Source organism: Acidovorax sp. Root219, assembly GCF_001428665.1.
GTDB lineage: Bacteria > Pseudomonadota > Gammaproteobacteria > Burkholderiales > Burkholderiaceae_C > Acidovorax.
Genome location: NZ_LMIJ01000016.1, coordinates 87,619 through 107,505 on the forward strand (window position 1 = coordinate 87,619; position 19,887 = coordinate 107,505).

Consider the following 19,887-nt stretch of genomic DNA (forward strand, 5'->3'; position numbering starts at 1 on the left):
GCAGCAGAACGCGGCGCTGGTGGAAGAAATGGCGGCGGCGGCGAGCAGCCTGAACAGCCAGGCGGGCGAGCTGGTCAACGCGGTGGCGGTGTTCCGGCTGGCGGGCGACGGCGGTGGTGCAGGCAACTACCGCGCATCGGCACCCGGACCGGCCCCAGGGGTGCGCAAGCCAATGGGCATGCCGGCACCGGCTGCGCGCGCCGCAGTATCGACCGAGCCTGCGGCCAAGGCTGCAGCGGCCAGCCGGCTGGCGGCGCCCAAAGGGCCAGCAGCACCCAGCCCGGCAGCGGGAGCACGCAAGGCGCCGGCCAAGGCAGGCGGGGGCGGGGAGGATGAGTGGGAGAGCTTTTAGCACGCGGCCAAAGTTCCGTGGCTGCGCAGCTTTTGCCAGGAAGCGAACAGTCCATTTCTGTGCTTCTGGCGGAACACGCGCTTGCGAAGCGTTCTTTGTGGCGCTGCCCGGGATCTATTTTTTCGTAAGGCCTTGGCTGCGCGGTGCTGGCGCTAAAAGTGCAGCGCGTCCATACCCAGTGATTTTGTGCACCACTGCAACGCCTGTTGATCCAACAGAGGGTAAGTCTACGTCGATCATCTGAGCGGCGGCCAGCACACGCAACTGGTCGATCTCCTGCTGGCCGGTAACCGTCAACGGCAGCGGTTCATCAGAGATTCGTCGAAGGAAATCTAATGGCATATGTTCTCCATCTATTGGGCAGTACGGTACGCCAATCAATCATGCTGATGTCTATACAGAAGAACGCGGGCCTAACCCAGGCGAACTCAAGGGAGGTTTGCGGACAGTGAATAGATGGGCAACACCAGCTCTCTCACCCAGAATAGATGTGCGCTACTCACTCCGCAGTTTCAACGCACACCCGGTTGCGGCCTTGGGCCTTGGCTTCATAGAGCGCGTCGTCACTTCTGCACAGAAGCGCTCTGGAGGAATCGTGCTGAGCGCGAAAGCTCGCCACGCCGGCACTTACGGTTATTCGTCCAACCAGTGGCATCTCTTGTGCCGCGACGCTTTCAACGATCGCCTGGGCAAGAGTTCGTGCGCCATCGCAGTCCGTGTCAGGCAGTATTACGACGAATTCCTCGCCACCTAACCGGCCAATGATGTCGCAAGCCCTTACGCGCTGTTGGAGTAGCTGAGCCAGACGCCGTAGTACTTCATCGCCCGCATCATGGCCAAACGTGTCGTTCACTCGTTTGAAATAGTCCACATCCACCGATACGAGACTCAACGACCGTCCGCTTCGACTTGCCAACGCCACAGCAAACTCGATCTGTGTATTGAACCCGCGCCTATTCATCAATCCTGTCAATGCATCAGTGCGCGCTTGGAGGTCCAACGCTCGGTTTGCCGCTTCTAGCTCCGCAGTTCGAACGCGAACTTGCTTTTCCATTTCTGTGTTGGCCGTCAGCAGGCGCGCTGTCATTCCACGCAACGCGAAAGAGAGCTGCTTCACGTCCCTATTCCGGTCGACGAGCGGAATCGTGGCTCCTAGCTTTCCTGCTTCTACCTGGCTAGCCGCTTCACACAAGGTCTTTATGTCTTCGCTAAGACGTCTTGCCGCGAGCCATGCCAGCACAATTGCAGCCAGCGCCGCGAACGCACCGAAGATCAGCGTGGCGTTGACGGCTCTATAGGCGTCTGCGAAGGCGACGTCCACCGGTTGCCTGGCAACAATAGTCCACCCGAGATCACTCGCTTGGTTTCGCGGCTGTAAGGGTACCGCCGAGGTGAGGTAGCTTTTCCCATCTACCCACGATGTCACTGCTGCAGGCGCCTTCGATCCCTCGGTGAAGGACGGCGGTACAGGCAGTCGTTGTTTTCCACGCTCCAACTCACTTCTGTACGCCGGAGGTGAATAGATCAGCGCACCTGAGCGGTCGAACACGAACAATGCAATCGACGAAGCTTGGGTGACAGTGGGCGCGAGACTCTCCAACACATCCCTGGTCCATTCCCAACTGCCATGCATCCCGAGCACTCCCACCGTCGTGCCGTCCATCTTGATAGGAGCTGCAAAATCGACAAATCGATGAGGCTCACCCGAAACGTTGGGAGGCAGGAGCTTCTCCAACAGCTTTGCGGGGTGAACGTCTCCAACGTGCAGGTCAGCAAGGCCAGCGGTGAACCATGGACGCTCGCGCACGCTATCACCTTCCAGCATGCCTTGTGTCGCGGCCTTCACGTCGCCTCCTGCGTCAGCGACACCGATCCATAAGCTGTAGGGGTCAATTGCCTGGTTGCGGGTGAGGAGCTCGCGTACCTCCGGCGAGTCAAGTCCCTTCTCCCAGATGCCTCGCGCTTGGGAAAGCACCTGCACGACGCGACTTCGCTCAAAAAGGCCTTGTGAAAGCTGTCGACTGGCGTTGTCTGCGACGGTGTAGAGCACCTGGCTCGCATCTTTTTGCACACTCGATCGAAGCAACCCGCCCAATCCTGAAGAGAGAACCAGAGTCAGGACCGCGACAAGAGCAGCGAACACAACAGAGAGTTGGGTTCGCAGGCCAAGTTGTCGAAATGGCGCAAAATTAATCATGCTGACCCCACTGAAGTGGCCCAAAACACCCTCTGGCACATGGGCCTTCCAAAGGCTGATACTCCAGGGACTACCGAGATCACACCTCAGATCGTAGCACTGTCAACTGGCCGATTCCAGGACTGCTGTCAAGAATTAAATGGCAATGAAAATCATATCGATTTCGCTGCGGTTCTGACGAGGACAAGCAGTTTCTGATAATTTCGATTGCATGAAAATCATCACTACAGAGCACAGGCTTCGATGCGATGCATACAGCAGTTGTTGGGTGCTTCTTGTTCGACAACGGAAGTGGTCTGTCGCTTCCGTAGAGCTCCCAGATGGCAAGACAGAGTTCGTTTACCCAGCCGAATCATTCGACACAGAAGAGGAGGCGTTGAACTACGCCAGAACCTGGATGTGCGCTTACAGTGGGACGCAGTTCCAATAGGGATGCCAGCGCTGCAACGCTGAGAAACCGCGAAGATGATGCAGGCTCGGTGCCAGATGAAGTCTTTATTGCGCCCGAGAAGGGTTGCGTTTGCCCTGTTAGTAAGCACACTAGCAGTGGTCATCAGCTACTACTAGGTAGCCAGCAGTTCCAGACGCATTTATGCCCTTTAAGAATCAACTTTTCTTTCTCGTCATTTCGGTGTTGATTCCAGATCTGGCGCGGGCATGCTGACTATTTTGTGCGGGAAACGGGCCTGATGGAATCTTTCGCACTTGGTAGACTACGAGCTCCGGTCAGACCAGAACGTTCTGCGCACTCTTGCCAATTCGCCATCTCTCTCAAGCGGCTACATGGCCACGTCCTACGAGTTCGCCAAGAAGACTGCGCCACGCCAGACACAGCCATCATCCTGATCGCCCATTGTGTTCGGGGAGGGGACTTCGGCGTTGACTCAACTGCCGGATTTCATCAAGAGATCATGAGGATCACGATGGGCCCACACTAAGGCATCGTGAGTGCGAGATATTGACGATGCAAAAACGTCACGCTCTCAGGCTAAAGTTCGTTGCGCTCCCCAAGTTCACCGGGGCTACCGGCTCCCCAGCCCCGGCCCCACCCCGGGGCACAGGACAAATACGCCACACCACTATCCAGGCTTGCTTAAGCCACGTTGGAGCCCTGGCGTTCCGATTCGGTCGGGACGCTACCCTCCGAGGCGCTGGCATGACTACCGCTATCCCCAGCGGATGCAAGCGGAAACTGCCTTCGACGCACAGGCTTTCGGTCAAGCAACATCCCTGAAAGCCTGGGCGCTCAGCGCGCAGCTTGAGCCTGATTATCTTGTCGTATATTAAGGAGATATCAATGACGGTCAAGCTCATAGACAACATTGGCATCGTGGTGGACGACATCGGTGCGGCCATCGAATTCTTCATTGCGCGTGGGCTCGAACTCAAGGGGGGCGCTTTCGGGGCGGAGTCATGGTTGCCGTGGGGATGAGCATTGGCGTGGCCCTGGCCAACGGGAGGACTCAGGCTGAAGCCTAAGTGGCGGAGGCCGACGAGGCAACGCTGTTGGCCAAACGTGCAGGCAAGCGCCGAACTCATCTGGCTTCACCAGGTTCTTAAATCCGGCTGGAGGGCGCCAGACCATGAACCTTACGCTGCTGAAACTATTGCTTATGACGGTGGATAGCAAACTACGACATATATGGCGTACATGGTTGACGGCTGCCGGATGTCGAGCTGAACGCGGCATGTAAGACAACCGGCTGAAATCTGGCAAAGGGGTTTTGTATCCCCAATGCTTTGGTTACATTCCAATCGCCGTGCGTGCATCGCGTTCAGAGCCGCGTTGTAAGTACAGTGAAAACCCCGCCGCACAAAGCGTGGCGGGGTTTTGTTTTCTAGGTCTATCGCTCACCAAAGGATTGGCAAACTGTACCGAGTGGTTACTGCACGACCACCGTCTGCACCAGGCCATCGGCCAGGCGCAAGTGCAGCAGTAGTTGCCCCTGCAGGCGCTCCAGCCAGAAAGCCTCTGCACCCGTTGCACCGATGGCACTCGTTGCGCGCTGGAGTACCGGTTGCGGATAAAACCGGTAGGCCTGTCCCAGCAGCAGCCCCGTGGCCGTGCCGTCCAGCCCTACCTGCCATTGCAGCAGGGGGTCGGCACCCACCAGCAGCGCCTGCAGCGCGCGGGGTTCGGCCAAGGCGGGCAGCACCGGGGTCTGCAGCCCGTTGGCCTGCAACAGCCATAGGTTGCCAGCGGCATCCAGCTCGAAGCGCAGGGCCTGCGCTGGCGCACCCCCTGGGCTTGCCAGCCAGCCCGGGCGCACAGCCAGGGCCAGGGCCAAGCCGTTGGGGCCGGGTCCCGATGCGTCGATGCGCCATGTGCCTGTGGCGCCCACCCTCAATTTTGCCGCGGGCACCAGCGCCTGCAATGCCTGCAGTGCCGTGTGCAGGTCTACCGGCGCGGGGCCGAAGGTTTGCACCACACCGCGCCAGGCGATGGCCAGCGTGCCATCGGGCCTCAGCGTGGCGCCGTCGGGCGTGTTCAGATCGATATGCGGCAAGGCCAACGGCAGCAGGCCGAGGGTGCTGCCGTCAGGCAGCGTCCACAGCGCGTTGCCCAGCGCCTGCTGGCCATGGCCTGTGACAGCGGGCCCGAACAGCGCCTGCAGCGCGGCGTTGGCTTGCGCCAGCAACGATGCACCCGGCGTGCGCGCAGGCGTGGTGCCGCTCAGGTCTGCGGGCGCGCTGGGCAGTTGCAGGCCGGCGGGCACGGGCGTGGGCAGCGGCGCGGGCAGCAAGGTGACCGTCTGCACCAGGCCCTGGCGGTTGACGTGGGCTTTTTCGCCAGCCAGCAGGGTGATGGTGGTCGCCGGGCTCACGCAAGGCCCGGCGCAAGGGATAAGCACGCTGCCTTCGAGCACCTGCACCGTCAGGCTGCCATCGCCTGCGCGATCGGCCAGGATGCGCGCACCACCGGGCCCGGCAACGGCTTGCCGCCCGCTGGCCGTGCTGCCCGCTCCGGGCGCCCCCACGTCGAGCAGCACCTGCCCGCCCTGGCCGCTTCCTGTAACGGTGCCTGAACCAGTGCCTGGAATGGTGCCTATGGACAAACTGCCTGACGCCAGTCCCAGCACCATGGCGCCTGAGCCCGCAGCGGGCGCCAGTACCAGCGCCCGGCCGCCACCCAGCGCCTGCGCCAGGGTGACGCTGCCTCCCTGCCCGCCCAGGCGCACGGTGGCAGTGCCTGCAGAAGGTGGCGTGATGGAGCCGCCTGCCGCGGCGGCTTGCACCGCCAACGCCGACCCCGCACTCAGCGTGGCGCTGCCGGGCGTCGACAAAGTGCCGCTGCTGCCGGGTGCCAGCGTGACATCTTCCTTGGCAGGTGGGGCGGGTGGTTCATCCGCTGCGACGGGCGTGGCGTTGGCGCTGGCCGCAGACAGTGCACCCGTTCCCGCGGAATTCATGGCGGCGACCCTGAAGGCATAGGTGGTGCCGTTGGACAGGCCCGTTACCGTGATGGGCGACGCCGCGCCCGTGGCCGTGCTGGTGGCGCCACCGGGCACGGTGGTCGCAGTGACCGTGTAGCCGGTGATCGGCGCTCCGCCGGTGAACGCCGGGGCGGCAAAGGCCACCACTGCCCGCGCGTTGCCCGCCGTGGCGCTGCCCATCGTGGGGGGCCCGGGGACGACCGCATTCACCGTGAAGGTGCGGGTGACCTGCGCGGCTGGCAGGAACGTGCCATTGCCGGGCTGGTCTGCGTTGATGGTGCACGATCCTGCCGTCACGAAGGTCAGCGCCCCCAAGGTGGTGATGGTGCACACCCCCGTAGTGGATGACGAGAATACAGGGTTCAGGCCCGAATCCGCCGTGGCGTTGAATGTCGGGGTGGTGCCGAAGTTCTGCGCCCCTGGCGCGGCAAAAGTGATAGTCTGCGTCGCTGCGGGATTGATCGGCGCAGAGGGTGCGGACGCAATCCCCGGGCCGGCCAGGTTGTTGGCGATCACGGTGAAGGTGTAGGGCTGCCCATTGGTCAACCCCACGACGATGACCGGTGACGAGGGGCCACTCACCGGCGCCACATCAGGTGGACTGACGGTGACGGTATAGCCGGTGATGGCCGAGCCTCCCAGATTGATCGGCGCCACAAAGGCCACGCCCGCCTGCGTGTCGCCCGCCGTGGCCACCACCGATGTGGGTGCCCCGGGGGTGATGGGCAGCACCGTGAAAGTCTGGCTGACGGTGGACGCTGCAAGCCAAGCCCCGTCGCCAGGCTGGTCGGCGTTGACGGTGCAACTGCCTGCGGCGACAAAGTTCAACACGCCCCCCAGCGTGATGGTGCACACGCTTGGCGTGGGCGTGCTGAATTCGACCGCAAGGCCCGACGTTGCATTGGCAGTCAAGGTGGGCGTGGTGCCGAAGTTCTGACTGCCCGGATTGTTGAAGGTGATAGACTGCGGGCCGGGAGCGGCAACCGCCAGGCTGCCGTGGGCCAGCACCCAGCCCGACAGCAACACCACTGCAAGCCGCACAAGCCACAGGCCCGGGTGCCTGCGCAGCGTGGGGGATGTGGGGTAAATGCCCGGCACAGACGGAAAAAGCATGGGTACCTCGTTGGCAAGACAGGCGTCTTGCAGTGAACGGTGGAAAACAAGAATGGCAGCACACAGGCCCGTCCCCTGGCTCCTAGACGTGGTGGATGCTGAAACGAGGCAGCCCAGGGCCGGGCAGTGCACTGGCAATGCATGGTGCGGTTGCACTCTAGACGCTTTCACCCCGACTGTCAGTACCCAGAACTGATGATGGACAGCGGCGCGCCACTGCCGATAATTTCTGCGCAGGCAGACCAGGGTGGCCGACCCAGGGGTGCACAGTTTCGCCCGCTGCCCACCGGCGACTGGGGCAGCTGATCGCGGAACACTATCTGCGCGGCACTATATAGGCCGTGAGCTGGGGGCGCCTGTGGCGCTCCACGTCCTCGGCGGTCAACGCCGAAGAAGCTGCTCCACCCACACACTCATCTCTGAGCAGTTGCTTGACGCCGCCCACAACACTCTGGCCACGCTCGCGCGCCGCGCCGGCAGAATGCTGAAAGCCTTGTTCAAGCGGCTGGCCTGCGTGCCCGGTTGCCACTACCACGTCGGCACCGTGGCTGAGTTAGTCAATGGCGAGAACAGCGCTATCCATATGGCTGCCTGGACGCTTACCCTCGTTCTCTAGTTGCATCACCTTGTCAGGGGTCATCGGTGTACTTCGCACGCGTTTGCCAGTGGCATGGAAGATGGCATTAGATATGGCAGCCGCGACACCCACCTGGCCGATTTCACCCACCCCTTTGGCGCCGAGCCGGCTCACGATCCGGTCATCTTCATCGACGAAAATGAGGTCGATGTCGTGGATGTCCGCCTGCACCGGGATGTGGTATTCGGCAAAGCTGTGGTTCATGAAGCGACCCAGTGAATTGTCGGAATGCGCTTCCTCATGAAGAGCCTGGCTGATGCCCCACACCACGCCGCCGTAGATCTGGCTGCGGGCCGTCTTTGCGCTGATGATGCGGCCGGCTGCGATGGCGCTCACCACGCGCGTCACACGGACGGTGCCCAGCTCTTCGTCCACCCGCACCTCGCAGAACACCGCAGAGTGGGTAGCCCTCGAATATTTGCGCTGCTTGAGCATGTGCGGCAGCATCAGGTACTTCTCTTCAAGAGGCTCGCCGCCAGCAGCTGCAAGGATCTGCGAAAGGGGCAGCTGCGCTCCTGACACCCCCTTCAAGCGCAGAGTGCCGCGAAAGAACTCCACGTCTGCGATGCGCGCCTTGGCAAACGGCGAATCGTCCAGGCCGCGCGCAATCTGGAACAGCCTCTTTTGCAGCTTTTCACACACTCCTTCCACGGCCGACCCCACCGTGGCCACGTGCGATGAGCCCCCCTCGATGGGCGCGACCGGTAGGGTGGAGTCTCCGAGCTTGAAGGTCACGTTCTCTAGCGGCAGACCAAGGGCCGCGGCGGCAATCTGCGCCATCACGGTGTAGGTGCCCGTGCCAATGTCGCTCGCAGCGCTGCTTACTTCCAGTCTGCCGTCAGAGTGGAGCACTGCCCGGGCGCGGGCGAACATCTGCATCGCATCCCAGACACCCGTCGCCATGCCCCAGCCGACCAATTCGTTTCCCTCCCGCATGGAGCGTGGCTCCAGCGGGCGTTTTGCCCAGCCGAAGCGCTCGGCGCCCTGTGCATAGCAGGCCCTCAGCTCCTTGGTGGAATGTGGTAGGTCCCTGGACGGGTCGCGCTCGGCATAGTTCTTCAACCGCAGCGCCAGGGGGTCCATCCTGAGCGCGTAGGAGAGTTCGTCCATCGCGATTTCGAGCGCGTGGACCCCATGGGCGGCGCCGGGTGCGCGCATGTCGATGGGGCTGTAGCGGTCCAGGTCGACGAGCTTGTACTCCAGGCGAACGTTGTCGCTCGTGTACAACTGGCCCGACCAGTTCACGACCACTTCAACGTAGTCTTCCAGGCGCGATGTCTCTGCAACCGCTTCGTGGATGACGGATTGGAGCTTTCCATCGTGGTCAGCGGCGAGCCGCACTCGCTGCACGGTTTCCGGCCGATGCCCGAAGGTGAACATCTGCTGGCGGGTCAGCACGAGCCGTACGGAGCGCTCTGTATGCAGTGAAGCCATCACCGCGAGGATGAGGTTGTACTGCGGCCGAAGCCCCGAACCAAAGGCACCCCCGACGAACGGGTTCTTTACAGTGATCTTGTCCTTGCCCAAGCCAAACACGCGCGACACCACCCAACGGCTGTTCTGCGATCCCTGCGTCTTGTCGTAGATGGTGAGGTGCCCCTCTTCGTCGCGGATCACCGTGGTGGCGTGCATCTCCATGGGGTTGTGGTATTCGGCCCCGCTGTAGTACTGCGAATCGATCTTTACTGGCGCCGCCGCAAACGCGGCGTCCGCATCCCCCTTGGGCTTCGGTGGCGGCGCATACCCGGCCTTGAACCCCTTGGGCTCGTGGGCCCGGTGAAGCGCGGCCATCAGGTCGGCTTCATGCTTTTCGACTTCGTATTCCACCTCCACCAGCTGTGAGGCCTCGCGGGCCGCCTCGAAGGTTTCTGCCAGCACCAGGGCGATGGGTTGCCCGCTGTAGAGGATCGCATCGCTGTGCAGGGGCTTGAAGGGGGAGCCACCCGGTGCCGTCATGTCCTTGTAGAAGATGTCCATGGACCGGGTTTTGGGCCGGTTCTCATGCGTCAGGATGTCGCGCACGCCGGCAACGGCCATGGCGCGCTCGAGCGCGAAGCGGACGATGCGGCCGCGGGTGATCGTGCTGTTCACCACCACGCCAAAAAGCATCCCTTGCACGAAGTGGTCTGCCGCATACAGCGCCTGACCCGTGACCTTGGCACGCCCGTCCGTGCGCGAAATGGAGTCTCCAATCCGGACATAGCCCGTTCCGGCTTCCGCCATGGGCTGCTGAGGACTCTGATTGATCGTAAATGTCATGCGGCTTGCCCTTTCGCGGAGCTGCCTGGCAGCAGGCTGGTTTGCCCGGCCAGGGCCATTTCAAGGGCGCGCACCACGGCGCGCTGGGCCATGGGGATTTTGAAAGCGTTGCTCCCGGGTCCTCTGCCCTGCGGGACCGCGCCAGCCAGCAGCGCTGCGCCTGCCTCGGCAAACACGGCCCGCTCAGGGCTTTTGCCTTGAAGTAGGGCCTCTGCCTGCGTTTGGCGCCAAGGCTTGTGTGCGACTCCCCCTATCGCTATTCGCGCTTCTACGATCCGGCCACCTTCGTCCAGATGAAGCGCCGCAGCCACTGACACGAGGGCGAAGGCGTACGACGCCCTTTCCCTGATCTTGAGGTAGGCGCTGTGCTGGACAAACTGAGGGGAGGGAGGCAGCTCGATTTGCGTGATCAACTCGCCTTGGTGCAGGGTATTGTCGATTTCGGGACGGTCCCCGGGCAGCCGGTGGAACTCGGCGAATGGAATGCTTCTGGCACCAGTGGGGGACTGGACGTGCACCACCGCGTCCAGCGCAGCGAGCGCGACGCACATGTCTGAAGGGTGGGTGGCGATGCACTGAGAGCTGGCGCCCAGGATGGAGTGCTGGCGCGCCAGGTTGCCTATTGCCGAGCAGCCGCTGCCGGGATCGCGCTTGTTGCAGGGCGTGCCGGTGTCGTAGAAGTAATAGCACCGGGTGCGCTGCAGCAGGTTGCCCCCATCGGTGGCCATGTTGCGGATCTGCGGGGACGCTCCCGAGAGGATGGCAGCAGAGAGCATGGGATACCTGTGGCGCACCAGCGGATGGTATGCCGTGGCCGCGTTGCGGGCCAGCGCGCCAAGCAACACCCCGCCGTGCTGCGTTTCCTCGATGGCGCTCAGCGGCAGCGGGTTGATGTCAACGAGCGTCCGCGGGCGCGCCACGCCCTCCTTCATCAGATCGAGGAGGTTCGTGCCCCCGGCAATGAACGCGCCCTCGCGGCTCGCCGCCAGCGCCTGCGCCATGTCTGTGGCCGCCAGGTAGGTGAAGCCTTTCATTGCGTTCCTCGCTCGCCCAATGCGACTTCGCTCACCGCGCTGAGAATCTGCACATACGCACCGCACCGGCACAGGTTGCCGCTCATGAGTTCGCGCACCTCGTCGCGCGTACTGGCATGGCCCTCCTTCATCAGGCCCACGGCGGAACACAGCTGGCCAGGCGTGCAGTACCCGCACTGGAAAGCGTCATGCGCCACGAACGCCTGCTGCAAGGGGTGCAATTGGCCGTCCTTGGCAAGGCCCTCCACGGTGGTCACCTGGGAGCCATCCCGCATGACAGCCAGGGTCAGGCAGGAGTTGATGCGCTCGCCATTGACCAGCACAGTACAAGCACCGCACTGACCATGGTCGCAACCCTTCTTGACGCCCGTGAGGCCGAGCTTGTCGTGAAGGAGGTCCAGCAACGTGACCGATGGCTCGATGTCGAACCTGCGGGTTCGGTCGTTGACTGTCAGGGAAATGGAATGCGGCATGGGGCGGCTCTTTTGACGAATCTGGGAAATCGATTCTTATGAGTGGCGCTAGGTGATCCTGTCGGACAACAAGCCATCCCGTTACTCGGCTGCGTAGTTCGGCTACTGCACGAGATTCAACGCCAAGTGGTTAGAGCACTTCTTGCCCTACTTGGTAGCACCCATCTTGCCTTGAAGCACCGCCAGCAGGTGCTGTTTCGCTTCGGCGAGCTGTGCTTTGTCGGTGTCGTGGACCTTCTTGAAGAATGCGGCGCACTCTGGGGAGCCTGCTGCTTCGGCGTCCTTGATGTACTGGTCGTAGGCCATCAATGCCTGGGCCTTGTTCTGAATCAAGGTGATCCAGTCGTAGGCGAGGTCGCTGAGAGGATGTGGATCACTGGGTTTTTCTTGCATGGGTTTCTCCAAAAGTTGAGACAGCAAAGGGGCATTGAAGATGCCCCGTATGCGGTTCTTAGCGACCGTCCTTGTCGGAATCACCGGGAACTGCCCGCTCCACAGCGTTGCTCACCCGGTGCCATGCATCGCGGGTCGCGTGCTTCGCCTTCTCCCATTCAAGTGAAGACCGCCCGCGGATTCCGCCCCAGCCTCTGCCAAGCTCGGGTTCGATGTCTTCGTACGTGCGATTCGGGTACCTGGAATAGGAATCCACGCCATACTGAAAGGCAGGTTGATACTCCTCGTAGGTCGATCCGCTGCCATAAGGACGCGAAGAAAAGTTCTCGCGCCAGTAGGTGTCTTCCGCTGCGGGATCCACTGCCTTGCTGCCCATCACGGCGCCCGCCACGGCGCCCACCACTGCCCCTATGGCAGCGCCTGCTGGCCCAGTCAGACCGCCTGCCAGGGCGCCTGCAGCGGCTCCACCGGCAATCCCTCCTGCTGCGCCTCCGACGACGGCGCCAGCGCCAGGTTTGTTCTCGGGATCAAGTGGACTGGTACGAAGCTCGCTCATGATGGTCTCCTTGGGGTCACCCGCAGACTGCTCGATTGAGGCCTGCCGCGGCTGGGTTGGAAAACTGTCAAAGTACGGCCTGCAAACGCAGGTGGGACTAGGCAGACATGCCAACTTCCCGGCAGGTATCTCCTACAGAGGGCACCGCCCGCTGCGCCCTTTCCTACGCGGCAGTTCGCACGATGCTGACACCCATACATTCGTCTGCGGCGCACCATGAATTTGTTCGCCCACCCTGCGGTCGGCGCCTCATCAGGAAATGCTATGTCTCAACACCAAACTCAGTTGTCGTCGCAGAAAGACGGCAATCAGTCTGATCGCAACCAGGCCGGACAGGTGCCGCCAAGTGGCTTGAACAAAGGCGATCGCGGTGTCGTGGATTCTCCGCCCACGACATCCGAACAACTGAACTTTGACGATGGGAGTGAGGACCACCCGCGCGGTAACACCAGACGCACTGGTGGAACTTGGGTTACGCCAGACCACAATACAGGTGATCAAGGCGATGTTGGCAAAGCGCCTGGTGCGGGCTTGTCAGACAGTAACGGCCCCAGCGTTCCGGATCCCAAGGATAAAACGCCTCAGGCCTGATCTGCCAACGGCGATTACTGCGCCGGTTCTACCCTGGCCACTTACCGCACTGGGTAGCGTCGAGATTTCCAATGGAGGATATGCCGCCATGCCAAAGCGCTTATGGACCATCACGGCCGAAAACGATGAAGGCACCGAAATTTATCTCTCGGACCTCTTCGAAACTGAGCCCTCGCGCTCTGCATTGGCCCGAGGCCTCTGCACTCTCGCGATGGAAAAGGCGGGCGGTTCTATACCGGACGGCCGGGAGGGCGCCACAGCGGAAGAACGGCTCGCCGAACTGGGTTACACGATTACCGCCATCACAGGCAAAGACCCTACGCGCTGAGCACCGCGCCACCGCAGCCGGCCTCCGATTTGCGCGTGAGGCAAGGCTCACCGTGGTTTCTGAGATTTCGTGCCGGGGGAGAAACCAATCAAAGCCAGGAGAGCATGCATGGAGGACGCCAACAAGGAAACTTTGAGACAAGCCAACGCGGCCATTTCGCGACTCGACTTTGAGGGATTTCTCGCACTCTGCACCGAGGATACGGAATGGGCATTCGTGGGCGATAACACGCTGCGGGGCAAGGAAGCCGTGCGCCAATGGATGCCAACGGCGTACCCAGAGCCACCAATATTCCAGGTGCAGCACATGGTGGCCGACGGCGACTGGCTCACCGCCATTGGCGAAATCACTTTGAAGAACGACGCCGGCGAGTCCGTACGGCACTCCTACTGCGATGTGTGGCGCTTCAAGGATGGCAAGCTGTACCAGTTGCAAGCTTTCGTGATTCCTGTGGAGTGAGCCGTTGATGTGCTGTCCGCATCTATTGGGTCACCTTCATAACGCCCCTGGGGTGTGCGGCACGGTGCAGGTGCGCGACTGGAATGCGCACGCGGATGAGGTGCGCGCCCATTGCCATTCGTCTATCAGGACCGCGATGGGCACCTCCGCATTCATAGAGCCAATCTGGGTATCACTGCCCAACCTACAACGCTGCTGGGGGCTTCCGTCCGTCGGTGACGGGAGAGGACGTGGCACTGGTCCAGGATCTCCCTGGCCGCCATGAACATGCGCGGCCTGGCAAAGACCGATAACGAGAGTGAAGTGAGTTGAGGAATGCAGCCAAGCTACTTTCAACAGGCCAGAAAACCACATCTTCGGCCCAGCCCGAGGGTGCTGCTGCTGGTGGACTTCATCAATCCCATGCAGTTTCCTGGGGCTGAAAAGCTGGTGCCGGCCGCATTGCAGGCCGCGCAAGCCACAACGCGGCTCAAAAAGCGCTTGGCCGCCAGCGGCGTGACGGCCATTTACGCCAACGACAACTACGGGATCTGGCGCTCGGAATTCAAAGACCTTCTTACCGCCTGCAAGGCTCTGCCTGGGGCGCGCGGGGAAATGGCCACGCTGCTGGAGCCTGGGGACAACGACCTCACCATCCTCAAGCCGCTGCATTCTGCGTTCCATAGCACTCCGCTAGAGCACCTGCTCAAGCAGCTCAAGGCGCGCGAATTGATCGTTGCCGGGTTGGCTGCCGATATGTGCGTGCACCTTACGGCGATGGATGCGTACATGCGTGGCTATAAGGTGTGGGTGCCGCGCGACTGTACGGCCGCGGAGAACGAGGAGTTCAAAGAGGCTGCGCTGCGGCAAATGTCGCAGGTGCTCAAGTGCTCTGTGCGAAAGTCCTCCTCCATTACCTGATTGGAGGACTCACGCTTTGACGGCGTATCAAGACAGTGCGCGGGAAGATGCCAAGCCAAGAGCTTTCACCGCCTCGTGCACGCGCGCGAGATAGCCTTGAGGGTTTGGCAGAAAGACAATTGCTCAGCATTGTTTTGAGCTGCTCGAACCAATACGCTAGCTCTTGGTGCCCAAGCGCCACTGCCGCTCATCCGACACGATGGCTTCCGATAGATCGCGCCACGAGCGGATCAGCGGGTGCCTGCGCCAGTGCCAGTGCCAGCTCCGCTGCCTGTGCCCGCTCCGGCGCCAGTACCTGCTCCTCCGCTGCCTGCTCCGGAACCTGCACCCGCGCCTGGTCCAGTTCCAGCGCCTGTGCCGGCACCTCTATCGCTGCCAGGGTTGCCGCTACCAGCGTTTGTGTTGCCAGCAGGGCTCCCAGAAGCAGCGCCTGATGTCGTACTTCCAACGGAGCCTGTACTCGCATCACCTGCCGCTGTGCCTCCGCTGGGCGCCATGCTGCCGCTGCTTGTAGAGCCGGAGGGAATGCTGTCTGCAGAGCTTGGCGTCGGCGCGGATGCTGGGCCCATCGATGAGCTAGGCGTGGTACCAGTCTGCGGGGTCTTGTTGCGATCACAAGCTGTCATCGCAAGCATGGAAGCCGCGATCAGTGGCACAGCGATCCAGCGGCGTGAAACAGGGTTGGAACCTTGGTGAGAATGGGTCATAGTTGTCTCCTTAGAAGGGTAGCAAGGCGCCACCTGCACGCATGCTCAAACTGGCAAAGGTGTTTCAGAGTAGGACGGTGCCGATAGACAGCTCTTTAACCGATGGCTGCTGTCGGTATGTTCCTGTTAGTGGCTTGGTCCTACAGCGCTTCGTGCACCCTCGCACTACAACGATGAACCGCGATCGCGAGCCACGGCCCAGGCGATGCCTGCAAGCTCCGCCTCAGGCGTGATCGCAGTCCCGTACCAACCCGAGCCAGAGCCATGACGACACCTGTAGAAATCTCCCCCAATGCTGTAGTTTCTTCAGCGCCAGCATCTGTCTCAGCGCATCGGGGCATCGTGGTGGTGATCACGGGGGCCTCTAGCGGCATCGGGCATGCCACTGCACTTGAATTTGCCAGCCGCGGTGCCCGCTTGATCTTGGCCGGGCGTGACCAGGAGACCCTGTCACCTGTGGCCATGTCCTGCATGGCCGCAGGCGCCCACGGCGCCCTCGGCGTGCCGACGGATGTCACCGATGCCGATGCCATGGATCGCCTGGCTCAGGCGGCACTGCTGGCGCATGGGCGCATCGACGTGTGGGTGAACGGCGCTGGGGTAGGTGCCATTGGCCGATTTGACGAGACGCCGCTGGCATCGCACCGGCGCGTGGTCGAGGCCAATCTGATGGGCCATATGAATGGGGCCTATGTGGCATTGCGCCACTTCCGCGAGCGTGGGCGCGGCACGCTCATCAATATGATCTCGGTGGGCGGATGGATCCCTGCCCCCTATGCTGCGGCTTACACCGCCAGCAAGTTCGGTCTGCGCGGCCTCTCAGAAGCGCTGCGCGCTGAGGTGTCCAGCCTGCCGCACGTCCACGTGTGCGACGTGGCCCCCACATTCGTGAATTCGCCGGGGTTGTCCCACGGCGCCAACTACACCGGTAGCAACATCCAGCCGCGCATCCCTTTGGTGGACCCGCGCAGGGTGGCGAGTGCCGTGGTATCACTGATAGACCGACCGCGCGCGGTGACCTGGCTCGGTGCGGGCGCGGGCCCGGGGCGGCTGGCCCATGTGCTCGCGCCTAACTGGGTTGGCGCCACCATGGAAAGGGTCACGCGCTGGGCACTGCGCCGTGCCAAGCCCGCCGCGCGCTCCGATGGCAACCTTTTCTCGCCCTCGCGAGGCACCGCTATCGACGGGGGTCAGCGCGACGCTACCCACAGTGCGGCCGCCAACCTCGTGGCGCTTGGCCTTGTAGGTCTGGCCATCGGTCTTTGGGTTGGAAGTCAGCGATCCGAACGGCAACGGACGACCGGGCGCTGAGCTTCGGCATCAGCTCAAGCACGCAAGCCCCTTGCCCAGGCTAAGCTGCGGCTGCTAGCCTACTCCCCCAAGCCCTGTTCAAGCCGCTGCACCACGGACTCCCGAAACCGCTGCAGCTGGGTGGCTACCCGGGCCTGCAACTCTAGCGCCACGTCTTCGGACATGGGCTCTGTACGCCGGGAACTCGTGCGCGCCATGTCGATGGCGCCTTCCATGAACTCCTCGAAGGCCTCGGGCTGGTTCAGGAACTGCTGCGCATACAGCATCTCCAGCAGGTAGCGCTGAGCGGAAAGTCTGGCGCTTTGCTCCATCAGCTCCATGTGAAAGGGTTCGGCCAAGCGGTCAAAAAGTTCTGCCATGCGCTCTGGCAGCTCGTCTTTCGGCGTCGTCATGTCGGTCTCTCCCGGGCTTGGTTAGTTGGAAAGGCGTAAGGGTTTCGCCTTCACTACTACACAGGGTAGTCGATGGGGAGCGTCCGGTTCGAACACAGGATGTTGTCTGACTTACATCCAGTGCAGGGGGCCCGACCATCACCCTGTCCAACCAGAAGCTCGTCCTGTCCGCTACTGAGTACACACCATGTTTCTCAAACTAGTTACCGACGCGCCGTATCCGGATGAACGCACCGCCCTGGGAGCGCTCGACGCCGTGCGGATGGTTTGCGCCCTGGGCGGCGTGGAGCCCCTTATGGCTTGGCGAGACCACGTTGCCTTGCTGGCTTGGCACGGCCACTGGTCTGCCGATGGCATGGTGTCCGCCGCAGAACGGGAGGGCGCTGCGCTATGGGAGTCGGCCTTGGTCGCCACCCGGCGTGCGCTGAAATTGCCCCTGGGGGCACAGCTCGATATCGAGTTCGTGTTTACACACCGCATGCCGCTGGCCGAGCAACATGGCCCGGACCGCTACCTGTGGCGCCGCAACTGGGCTTGGTCGCTAGATGAATGGGCCCGGACGACCTTGACCAAAGTGCACCGCGTGTAGCTGCACTGTGCCGTGCATGACTGAAGTATGCCCCCCTCGATTGGCGGGGCTTACCGCGGTCTCATCAGCGGCAGATCTACGAAGAAATCAAGAGCCGTGCACCGGCGAAAAGGAGGTACTGCAAGCAAAGATATGGTGCGTTTTTGTTGAAGGTTCAGCTGATTTCCATCGACATATTCTCAAAAACATGGCGCATAGCCAAAGCAACTATGAGCAACCTTACTCACCCCAACAGCAAGCGCGGCCTCGATTTCGCACATGTGGCTTTGAATCTGGCCACGCAATGGCAGGGCCCTGTCATCATCAAGGTAAGAAGCTATCGGGCCCTGGTTCTAAGCGGCCTGGAAACCTTCAGGGCAGATGCGCTCGAGGTTCCGCAAGCGACCGGCTTCATCGAACTGATCGGTCCGCGCTCAGGCACCGCCGCGACATCTCTGCTCGTCGGATTCTCAAACCAGGACCAAGGGCCGATCGGCACTTTCGAGCTTCGCAGCAACGAAGCAGTGGGAACGTTGATCCTGCCGGGGAAGCACTTCACTTCCTGGCTGGAAATCGCCAAGGCCCCCAATGCCCACTTCCGAATAGGCGGAGATGGCCAGCGCAATGCGTTGGCGTCAGATGCGGCGCTGCTGCACTTCTAAATCGCGAGTACATAGAAAACACCCGCAACTGTTCGAGAGTGCTGGGCACACAAGCGAGCGCATTGATCTAGCTGCTACGTAGCAATTCGCCCATGGTCGGCAGGGGTGGAGAACCTAGGCTACGCTGTGTGAACTCGGTGGCGCTGGCATCGGATGTCACCTCGACCGCGCCTCCTTGAGCGGACGCAATCGCGCGCACTTCGAACAGGCCAAGCCCCAGGTTGGCACCCACCTGGGCGCTAAAAGCGTGAGCGCCGCCGAACTCAAGATGGCCAGGCAGCTTGTTGCCGCGATGTCCGGCAAATGGAATCCGGCGACTTCAAGGACGAGTTCCGCATCCAGGTGATGAAGCACTTGGAGAAGAAAGCCAAGGCTGACGAGGGCAAGACCGTGGTGGAGCCTGAAGAGGAAGCGCCACAGTCCGGTGACGAGGTGATCGTCCTCACCGCACTGCTCAAGCGCAGCCTGAAGAGCGGCGCCAAAGACGGCGCTAAAGCACCTGCCGAGAAGACTCCCGCGAAGCACGCGGCTGCCTAGCGGGCTCCAGTGAAAGCCGCCCCTCGAAGAAAAGCCAGTTCACCAGAGCTACCAGGCCATGGCGCCAGGGCCTCTTTGCACCTCCAGATCATCGCGCCACGTAGGACTCCGCACCCTGTGCATTGGGCTGGTTTCTGACGATCCGGGCAGGGGCGCAATTTCACAATGGCTCGTTTCAGGAGTCGTACTATGTCCAACCCCTATCGCCCCCTTGCCGTCGTTACTGGAGCCTCCTCCGGCATCGGTTTCCACCTGGCCCGCTGCTGCGCCGAAGAGGGTTTTGACCTGGTGATCGCGGCCGACCAGGCACTGGACCAGGCGGCCAGTGACCTGCGCATGCTGGGCGCCAACGTCGAGGTGGTGCAGGCAGAACTCGCCAGCCGCCAGGGTGTGGACGCGCTGGTCGAGGCCATCGCCGGGCGCCCTGTGGATGCATTGCTGGCCAATGCCGGGCATGGGCTGGGCAAAGGTTTTCTGGAGCAGGATTTTGCCGATGTGCAGCATGTGATCGACACCAACATCACGGGCACCCTGTATCTGCTGCACAGGATCGGGCACCCGATGCGCCGGCGCGGCAAGGGGCGCATCCTCATCACCGGATCCACCGCAGGCTTCATGCCAGGCAGTTTCCAGGCCGTCTACAACGGCACCAAGGCCTTCATCGACTCATTCGCCGCGGCACTGCGCAACGAGCTCAAGGACTCCGGGGTCACCGTCAATTGCCTCATGCCCGGTGCCACCGACACGGAGTTCTTCGCCCGCGCCGACATGCTGGACACCCAGTTGGGGGCTGACGAAGGCAAGGCCGACCCGGCGGACGTGGCCAAGGTCGGCTTTACGGCCATGATGGACGGCGAGGCCGACGTGGTGCACGGCCTCAAGAACAAGCTGCAGGCCATCATGGCCAAGGTCACGCCCTCGCAGGTGCTGGCCGAGCAGCACCGCAAAATGGCCGAGCCGGGCTCGGCGCTCAAGGACTGAGGG

The 19,887-nt window shown here is 62.1% G+C and carries 18 protein-coding genes and 2 pseudogenes; 10 read left to right on the plus strand and 10 right to left on the minus strand.

Going from position 1 to position 19,887, the window contains the following annotated elements:
- Nucleotides 1-352: pseudogene (locus tag ASE28_RS32135) on the plus strand (methyl-accepting chemotaxis protein); the annotation flags it as partial.
- 114 nt (nucleotides 353-466) lie between these two features.
- Here the strand turns inward: ASE28_RS32135 and ASE28_RS31510 are convergent.
- Nucleotides 467-694 carry a hypothetical protein gene (locus ASE28_RS31510; protein WP_082608141.1) on the minus strand — a complete coding sequence of 76 codons (228 nt, stop codon included), beginning with the start codon at nucleotides 692-694 and terminating at the stop codon, nucleotides 467-469.
- A gap of 157 nt (nucleotides 695-851) precedes the next feature.
- Nucleotides 852-2,549: a diguanylate cyclase gene (locus tag ASE28_RS18635; RefSeq protein WP_057268020.1), complete on the minus strand. Its 1,698-nt coding sequence runs from the start codon at nucleotides 2,547-2,549 to the stop codon at nucleotides 852-854.
- Nucleotides 2,550-3,846: 1,297 nt separating this feature from the next.
- Here ASE28_RS18635 and ASE28_RS33375 point away from each other — a divergent pair.
- On the plus strand, nucleotides 3,847-3,981 hold the full coding sequence (locus tag ASE28_RS33375; protein WP_255361084.1) for a hypothetical protein: 135 nt from the start codon (nucleotides 3,847-3,849) through the stop codon (nucleotides 3,979-3,981).
- Between the two features lie 1,960 nt (nucleotides 3,982-5,941).
- On the opposite strand, the pseudogene ASE28_RS33610 reads toward ASE28_RS33375, so the two are convergent.
- The 6 genes and pseudogenes from ASE28_RS33610 to ASE28_RS31520 all read right to left on the minus strand — a co-directional run.
- Nucleotides 5,942-7,096, minus strand: a pseudogene (locus ASE28_RS33610) (fibronectin type III domain-containing protein); the annotation flags it as partial.
- Nucleotides 7,097-7,649: 553 nt separating this feature from the next.
- Nucleotides 7,650-9,992 carry a xanthine dehydrogenase family protein molybdopterin-binding subunit gene (locus tag ASE28_RS18645; protein WP_057267967.1) on the minus strand — a complete coding sequence of 781 codons (2,343 nt, stop codon included), beginning with the start codon at nucleotides 9,990-9,992 and terminating at the stop codon, nucleotides 7,650-7,652.
- The gene (locus tag ASE28_RS18650) at nucleotides 9,989-11,026 is read right to left on the minus strand and encodes a xanthine dehydrogenase family protein subunit M (protein ID WP_057267968.1); all 1,038 of its coding nucleotides are present in this window, start codon (nucleotides 11,024-11,026) and stop codon (nucleotides 9,989-9,991) included. Before ASE28_RS18650 ends, ASE28_RS18645 begins: the two co-directional genes overlap by 4 nt.
- The gene (locus tag ASE28_RS18655) at nucleotides 11,023-11,499 is read right to left on the minus strand and encodes a (2Fe-2S)-binding protein (RefSeq protein ID WP_057267969.1); all 477 of its coding nucleotides are present in this window, start codon (nucleotides 11,497-11,499) and stop codon (nucleotides 11,023-11,025) included. Before ASE28_RS18655 ends, ASE28_RS18650 begins: the two co-directional genes overlap by 4 nt.
- A gap of 147 nt (nucleotides 11,500-11,646) precedes the next feature.
- Nucleotides 11,647-11,892, minus strand: coding sequence for a hypothetical protein (locus ASE28_RS18660; protein ID WP_057267970.1), 246 nt, complete (start codon nucleotides 11,890-11,892; stop codon nucleotides 11,647-11,649).
- 58 nt (nucleotides 11,893-11,950) lie between these two features.
- Entirely contained in the window at nucleotides 11,951-12,448 is a 498-nt protein-coding gene (locus ASE28_RS31520) for a hypothetical protein (protein WP_082608143.1), read from the minus strand.
- Nucleotides 12,449-13,127: 679 nt separating this feature from the next.
- Here ASE28_RS31520 and ASE28_RS18665 point away from each other — a divergent pair.
- The 3 genes from ASE28_RS18665 to ASE28_RS18675 all read left to right on the plus strand — a co-directional run bounded on the left by ASE28_RS18665 (nucleotide 13,128) and on the right by ASE28_RS18675 (nucleotide 14,726).
- Nucleotides 13,128-13,367 carry a hypothetical protein gene (locus tag ASE28_RS18665; protein WP_057201347.1) on the plus strand — a complete coding sequence of 80 codons (240 nt, stop codon included), beginning with the start codon at nucleotides 13,128-13,130 and terminating at the stop codon, nucleotides 13,365-13,367.
- A gap of 108 nt (nucleotides 13,368-13,475) precedes the next feature.
- Complete coding sequence (locus ASE28_RS18670) at nucleotides 13,476-13,826, plus strand: nuclear transport factor 2 family protein (protein ID WP_057267971.1); 351 nt, start codon at nucleotides 13,476-13,478, stop codon at nucleotides 13,824-13,826.
- 315 nt (nucleotides 13,827-14,141) lie between these two features.
- Entirely contained in the window at nucleotides 14,142-14,726 is a 585-nt protein-coding gene (locus ASE28_RS18675; protein ID WP_057267972.1) for a cysteine hydrolase family protein, read from the plus strand.
- Nucleotides 14,727-14,913: 187 nt separating this feature from the next.
- Here ASE28_RS18675 and ASE28_RS32145 read toward each other — a convergent pair whose 3' ends face one another.
- Entirely contained in the window at nucleotides 14,914-15,174 is a 261-nt protein-coding gene (locus ASE28_RS32145) for a hypothetical protein (RefSeq protein WP_157422034.1), read from the minus strand.
- 523 nt (nucleotides 15,175-15,697) lie between these two features.
- On the opposite strand from ASE28_RS32145, the gene ASE28_RS18685 reads away from it, so the two are divergent.
- A complete protein-coding gene (locus ASE28_RS18685) occupies nucleotides 15,698-16,744 on the plus strand; it encodes an SDR family oxidoreductase (RefSeq protein ID WP_057267974.1) in 1,047 nt (348 codons plus the stop codon).
- A 59-nt stretch (nucleotides 16,745-16,803) separates the two neighbouring features.
- On the opposite strand, the gene ASE28_RS18690 is transcribed toward ASE28_RS18685, so the two are convergent.
- On the minus strand, nucleotides 16,804-17,136 hold the full coding sequence (locus ASE28_RS18690) for a hypothetical protein (protein ID WP_057267975.1): 333 nt from the start codon (nucleotides 17,134-17,136) through the stop codon (nucleotides 16,804-16,806).
- A 187-nt stretch (nucleotides 17,137-17,323) separates the two neighbouring features.
- Between ASE28_RS18690 and ASE28_RS18695 the strand changes: the two genes are divergently transcribed.
- The 4 genes from ASE28_RS18695 (at nucleotide 17,324) to ASE28_RS18710 (ending at nucleotide 19,884) form a co-directional block, all read left to right on the plus strand.
- Nucleotides 17,324-17,725 (plus strand): hypothetical protein, encoded by a 402-nt coding sequence (locus ASE28_RS18695; protein ID WP_057267976.1) that lies wholly within the window; start codon nucleotides 17,324-17,326, stop codon nucleotides 17,723-17,725.
- Between the two features lie 146 nt (nucleotides 17,726-17,871).
- On the plus strand, nucleotides 17,872-18,366 hold the full coding sequence (locus tag ASE28_RS18700) for a hypothetical protein (RefSeq protein WP_235516165.1): 495 nt from the start codon (nucleotides 17,872-17,874) through the stop codon (nucleotides 18,364-18,366).
- Between the two features lie 303 nt (nucleotides 18,367-18,669).
- A complete protein-coding gene (locus tag ASE28_RS18705) occupies nucleotides 18,670-18,903 on the plus strand; it encodes a hypothetical protein (RefSeq protein WP_235516166.1) in 234 nt (77 codons plus the stop codon).
- A gap of 189 nt (nucleotides 18,904-19,092) precedes the next feature.
- Entirely contained in the window at nucleotides 19,093-19,884 is a 792-nt protein-coding gene (locus ASE28_RS18710) for an SDR family oxidoreductase (protein WP_057267977.1), read from the plus strand.
- Nucleotides 19,885-19,887 lie beyond the last annotated feature (3 nt).

Bases quoted from the DNA above. Each gene is read 5' to 3' on its own strand.
- ASE28_RS18655 (WP_057267969.1), bottom strand. From the start codon at position 11,499: ATGCCGCATTCCATTTCCCTGACAGTCAACGACCGAACCCGCAGGTTC.
- ASE28_RS18695 (WP_057267976.1), top strand. From the start codon at position 17,324: ATGTTTCTCAAACTAGTTACCGACGCGCCGTATCCGGATGAACGCACC.
- ASE28_RS18635 (WP_057268020.1), bottom strand. From the start codon at position 2,549: ATGATTAATTTTGCGCCATTTCGACAACTTGGCCTGCGAACCCAACTC.
- ASE28_RS18665 (WP_057201347.1), top strand. From the start codon at position 13,128: ATGCCAAAGCGCTTATGGACCATCACGGCCGAAAACGATGAAGGCACC.
- ASE28_RS31510 (WP_082608141.1), bottom strand. From the start codon at position 694: ATGCCATTAGATTTCCTTCGACGAATCTCTGATGAACCGCTGCCGTTG.
- ASE28_RS18685 (WP_057267974.1), top strand. From the start codon at position 15,698: ATGACGACACCTGTAGAAATCTCCCCCAATGCTGTAGTTTCTTCAGCG.
- ASE28_RS31520 (WP_082608143.1), bottom strand. From the start codon at position 12,448: ATGAGCGAGCTTCGTACCAGTCCACTTGATCCCGAGAACAAACCTGGC.
- ASE28_RS18660 (WP_057267970.1), bottom strand. From the start codon at position 11,892: ATGCAAGAAAAACCCAGTGATCCACATCCTCTCAGCGACCTCGCCTAC.
- ASE28_RS18710 (WP_057267977.1), top strand. From the start codon at position 19,093: ATGTCCAACCCCTATCGCCCCCTTGCCGTCGTTACTGGAGCCTCCTCC.
- ASE28_RS18705 (WP_235516166.1), top strand. From the start codon at position 18,670: ATGGAATCCGGCGACTTCAAGGACGAGTTCCGCATCCAGGTGATGAAG.
- ASE28_RS33375 (WP_255361084.1), top strand. From the start codon at position 3,847: ATGACGGTCAAGCTCATAGACAACATTGGCATCGTGGTGGACGACATC.
- ASE28_RS18645 (WP_057267967.1), bottom strand. From the start codon at position 9,992: ATGACATTTACGATCAATCAGAGTCCTCAGCAGCCCATGGCGGAAGCC.
- ASE28_RS18650 (WP_057267968.1), bottom strand. From the start codon at position 11,026: ATGAAAGGCTTCACCTACCTGGCGGCCACAGACATGGCGCAGGCGCTG.
- ASE28_RS18690 (WP_057267975.1), bottom strand. From the start codon at position 17,136: ATGACGACGCCGAAAGACGAGCTGCCAGAGCGCATGGCAGAACTTTTT.
- ASE28_RS18675 (WP_057267972.1), top strand. From the start codon at position 14,142: ATGCAGCCAAGCTACTTTCAACAGGCCAGAAAACCACATCTTCGGCCC.
- ASE28_RS18670 (WP_057267971.1), top strand. From the start codon at position 13,476: ATGGAGGACGCCAACAAGGAAACTTTGAGACAAGCCAACGCGGCCATT.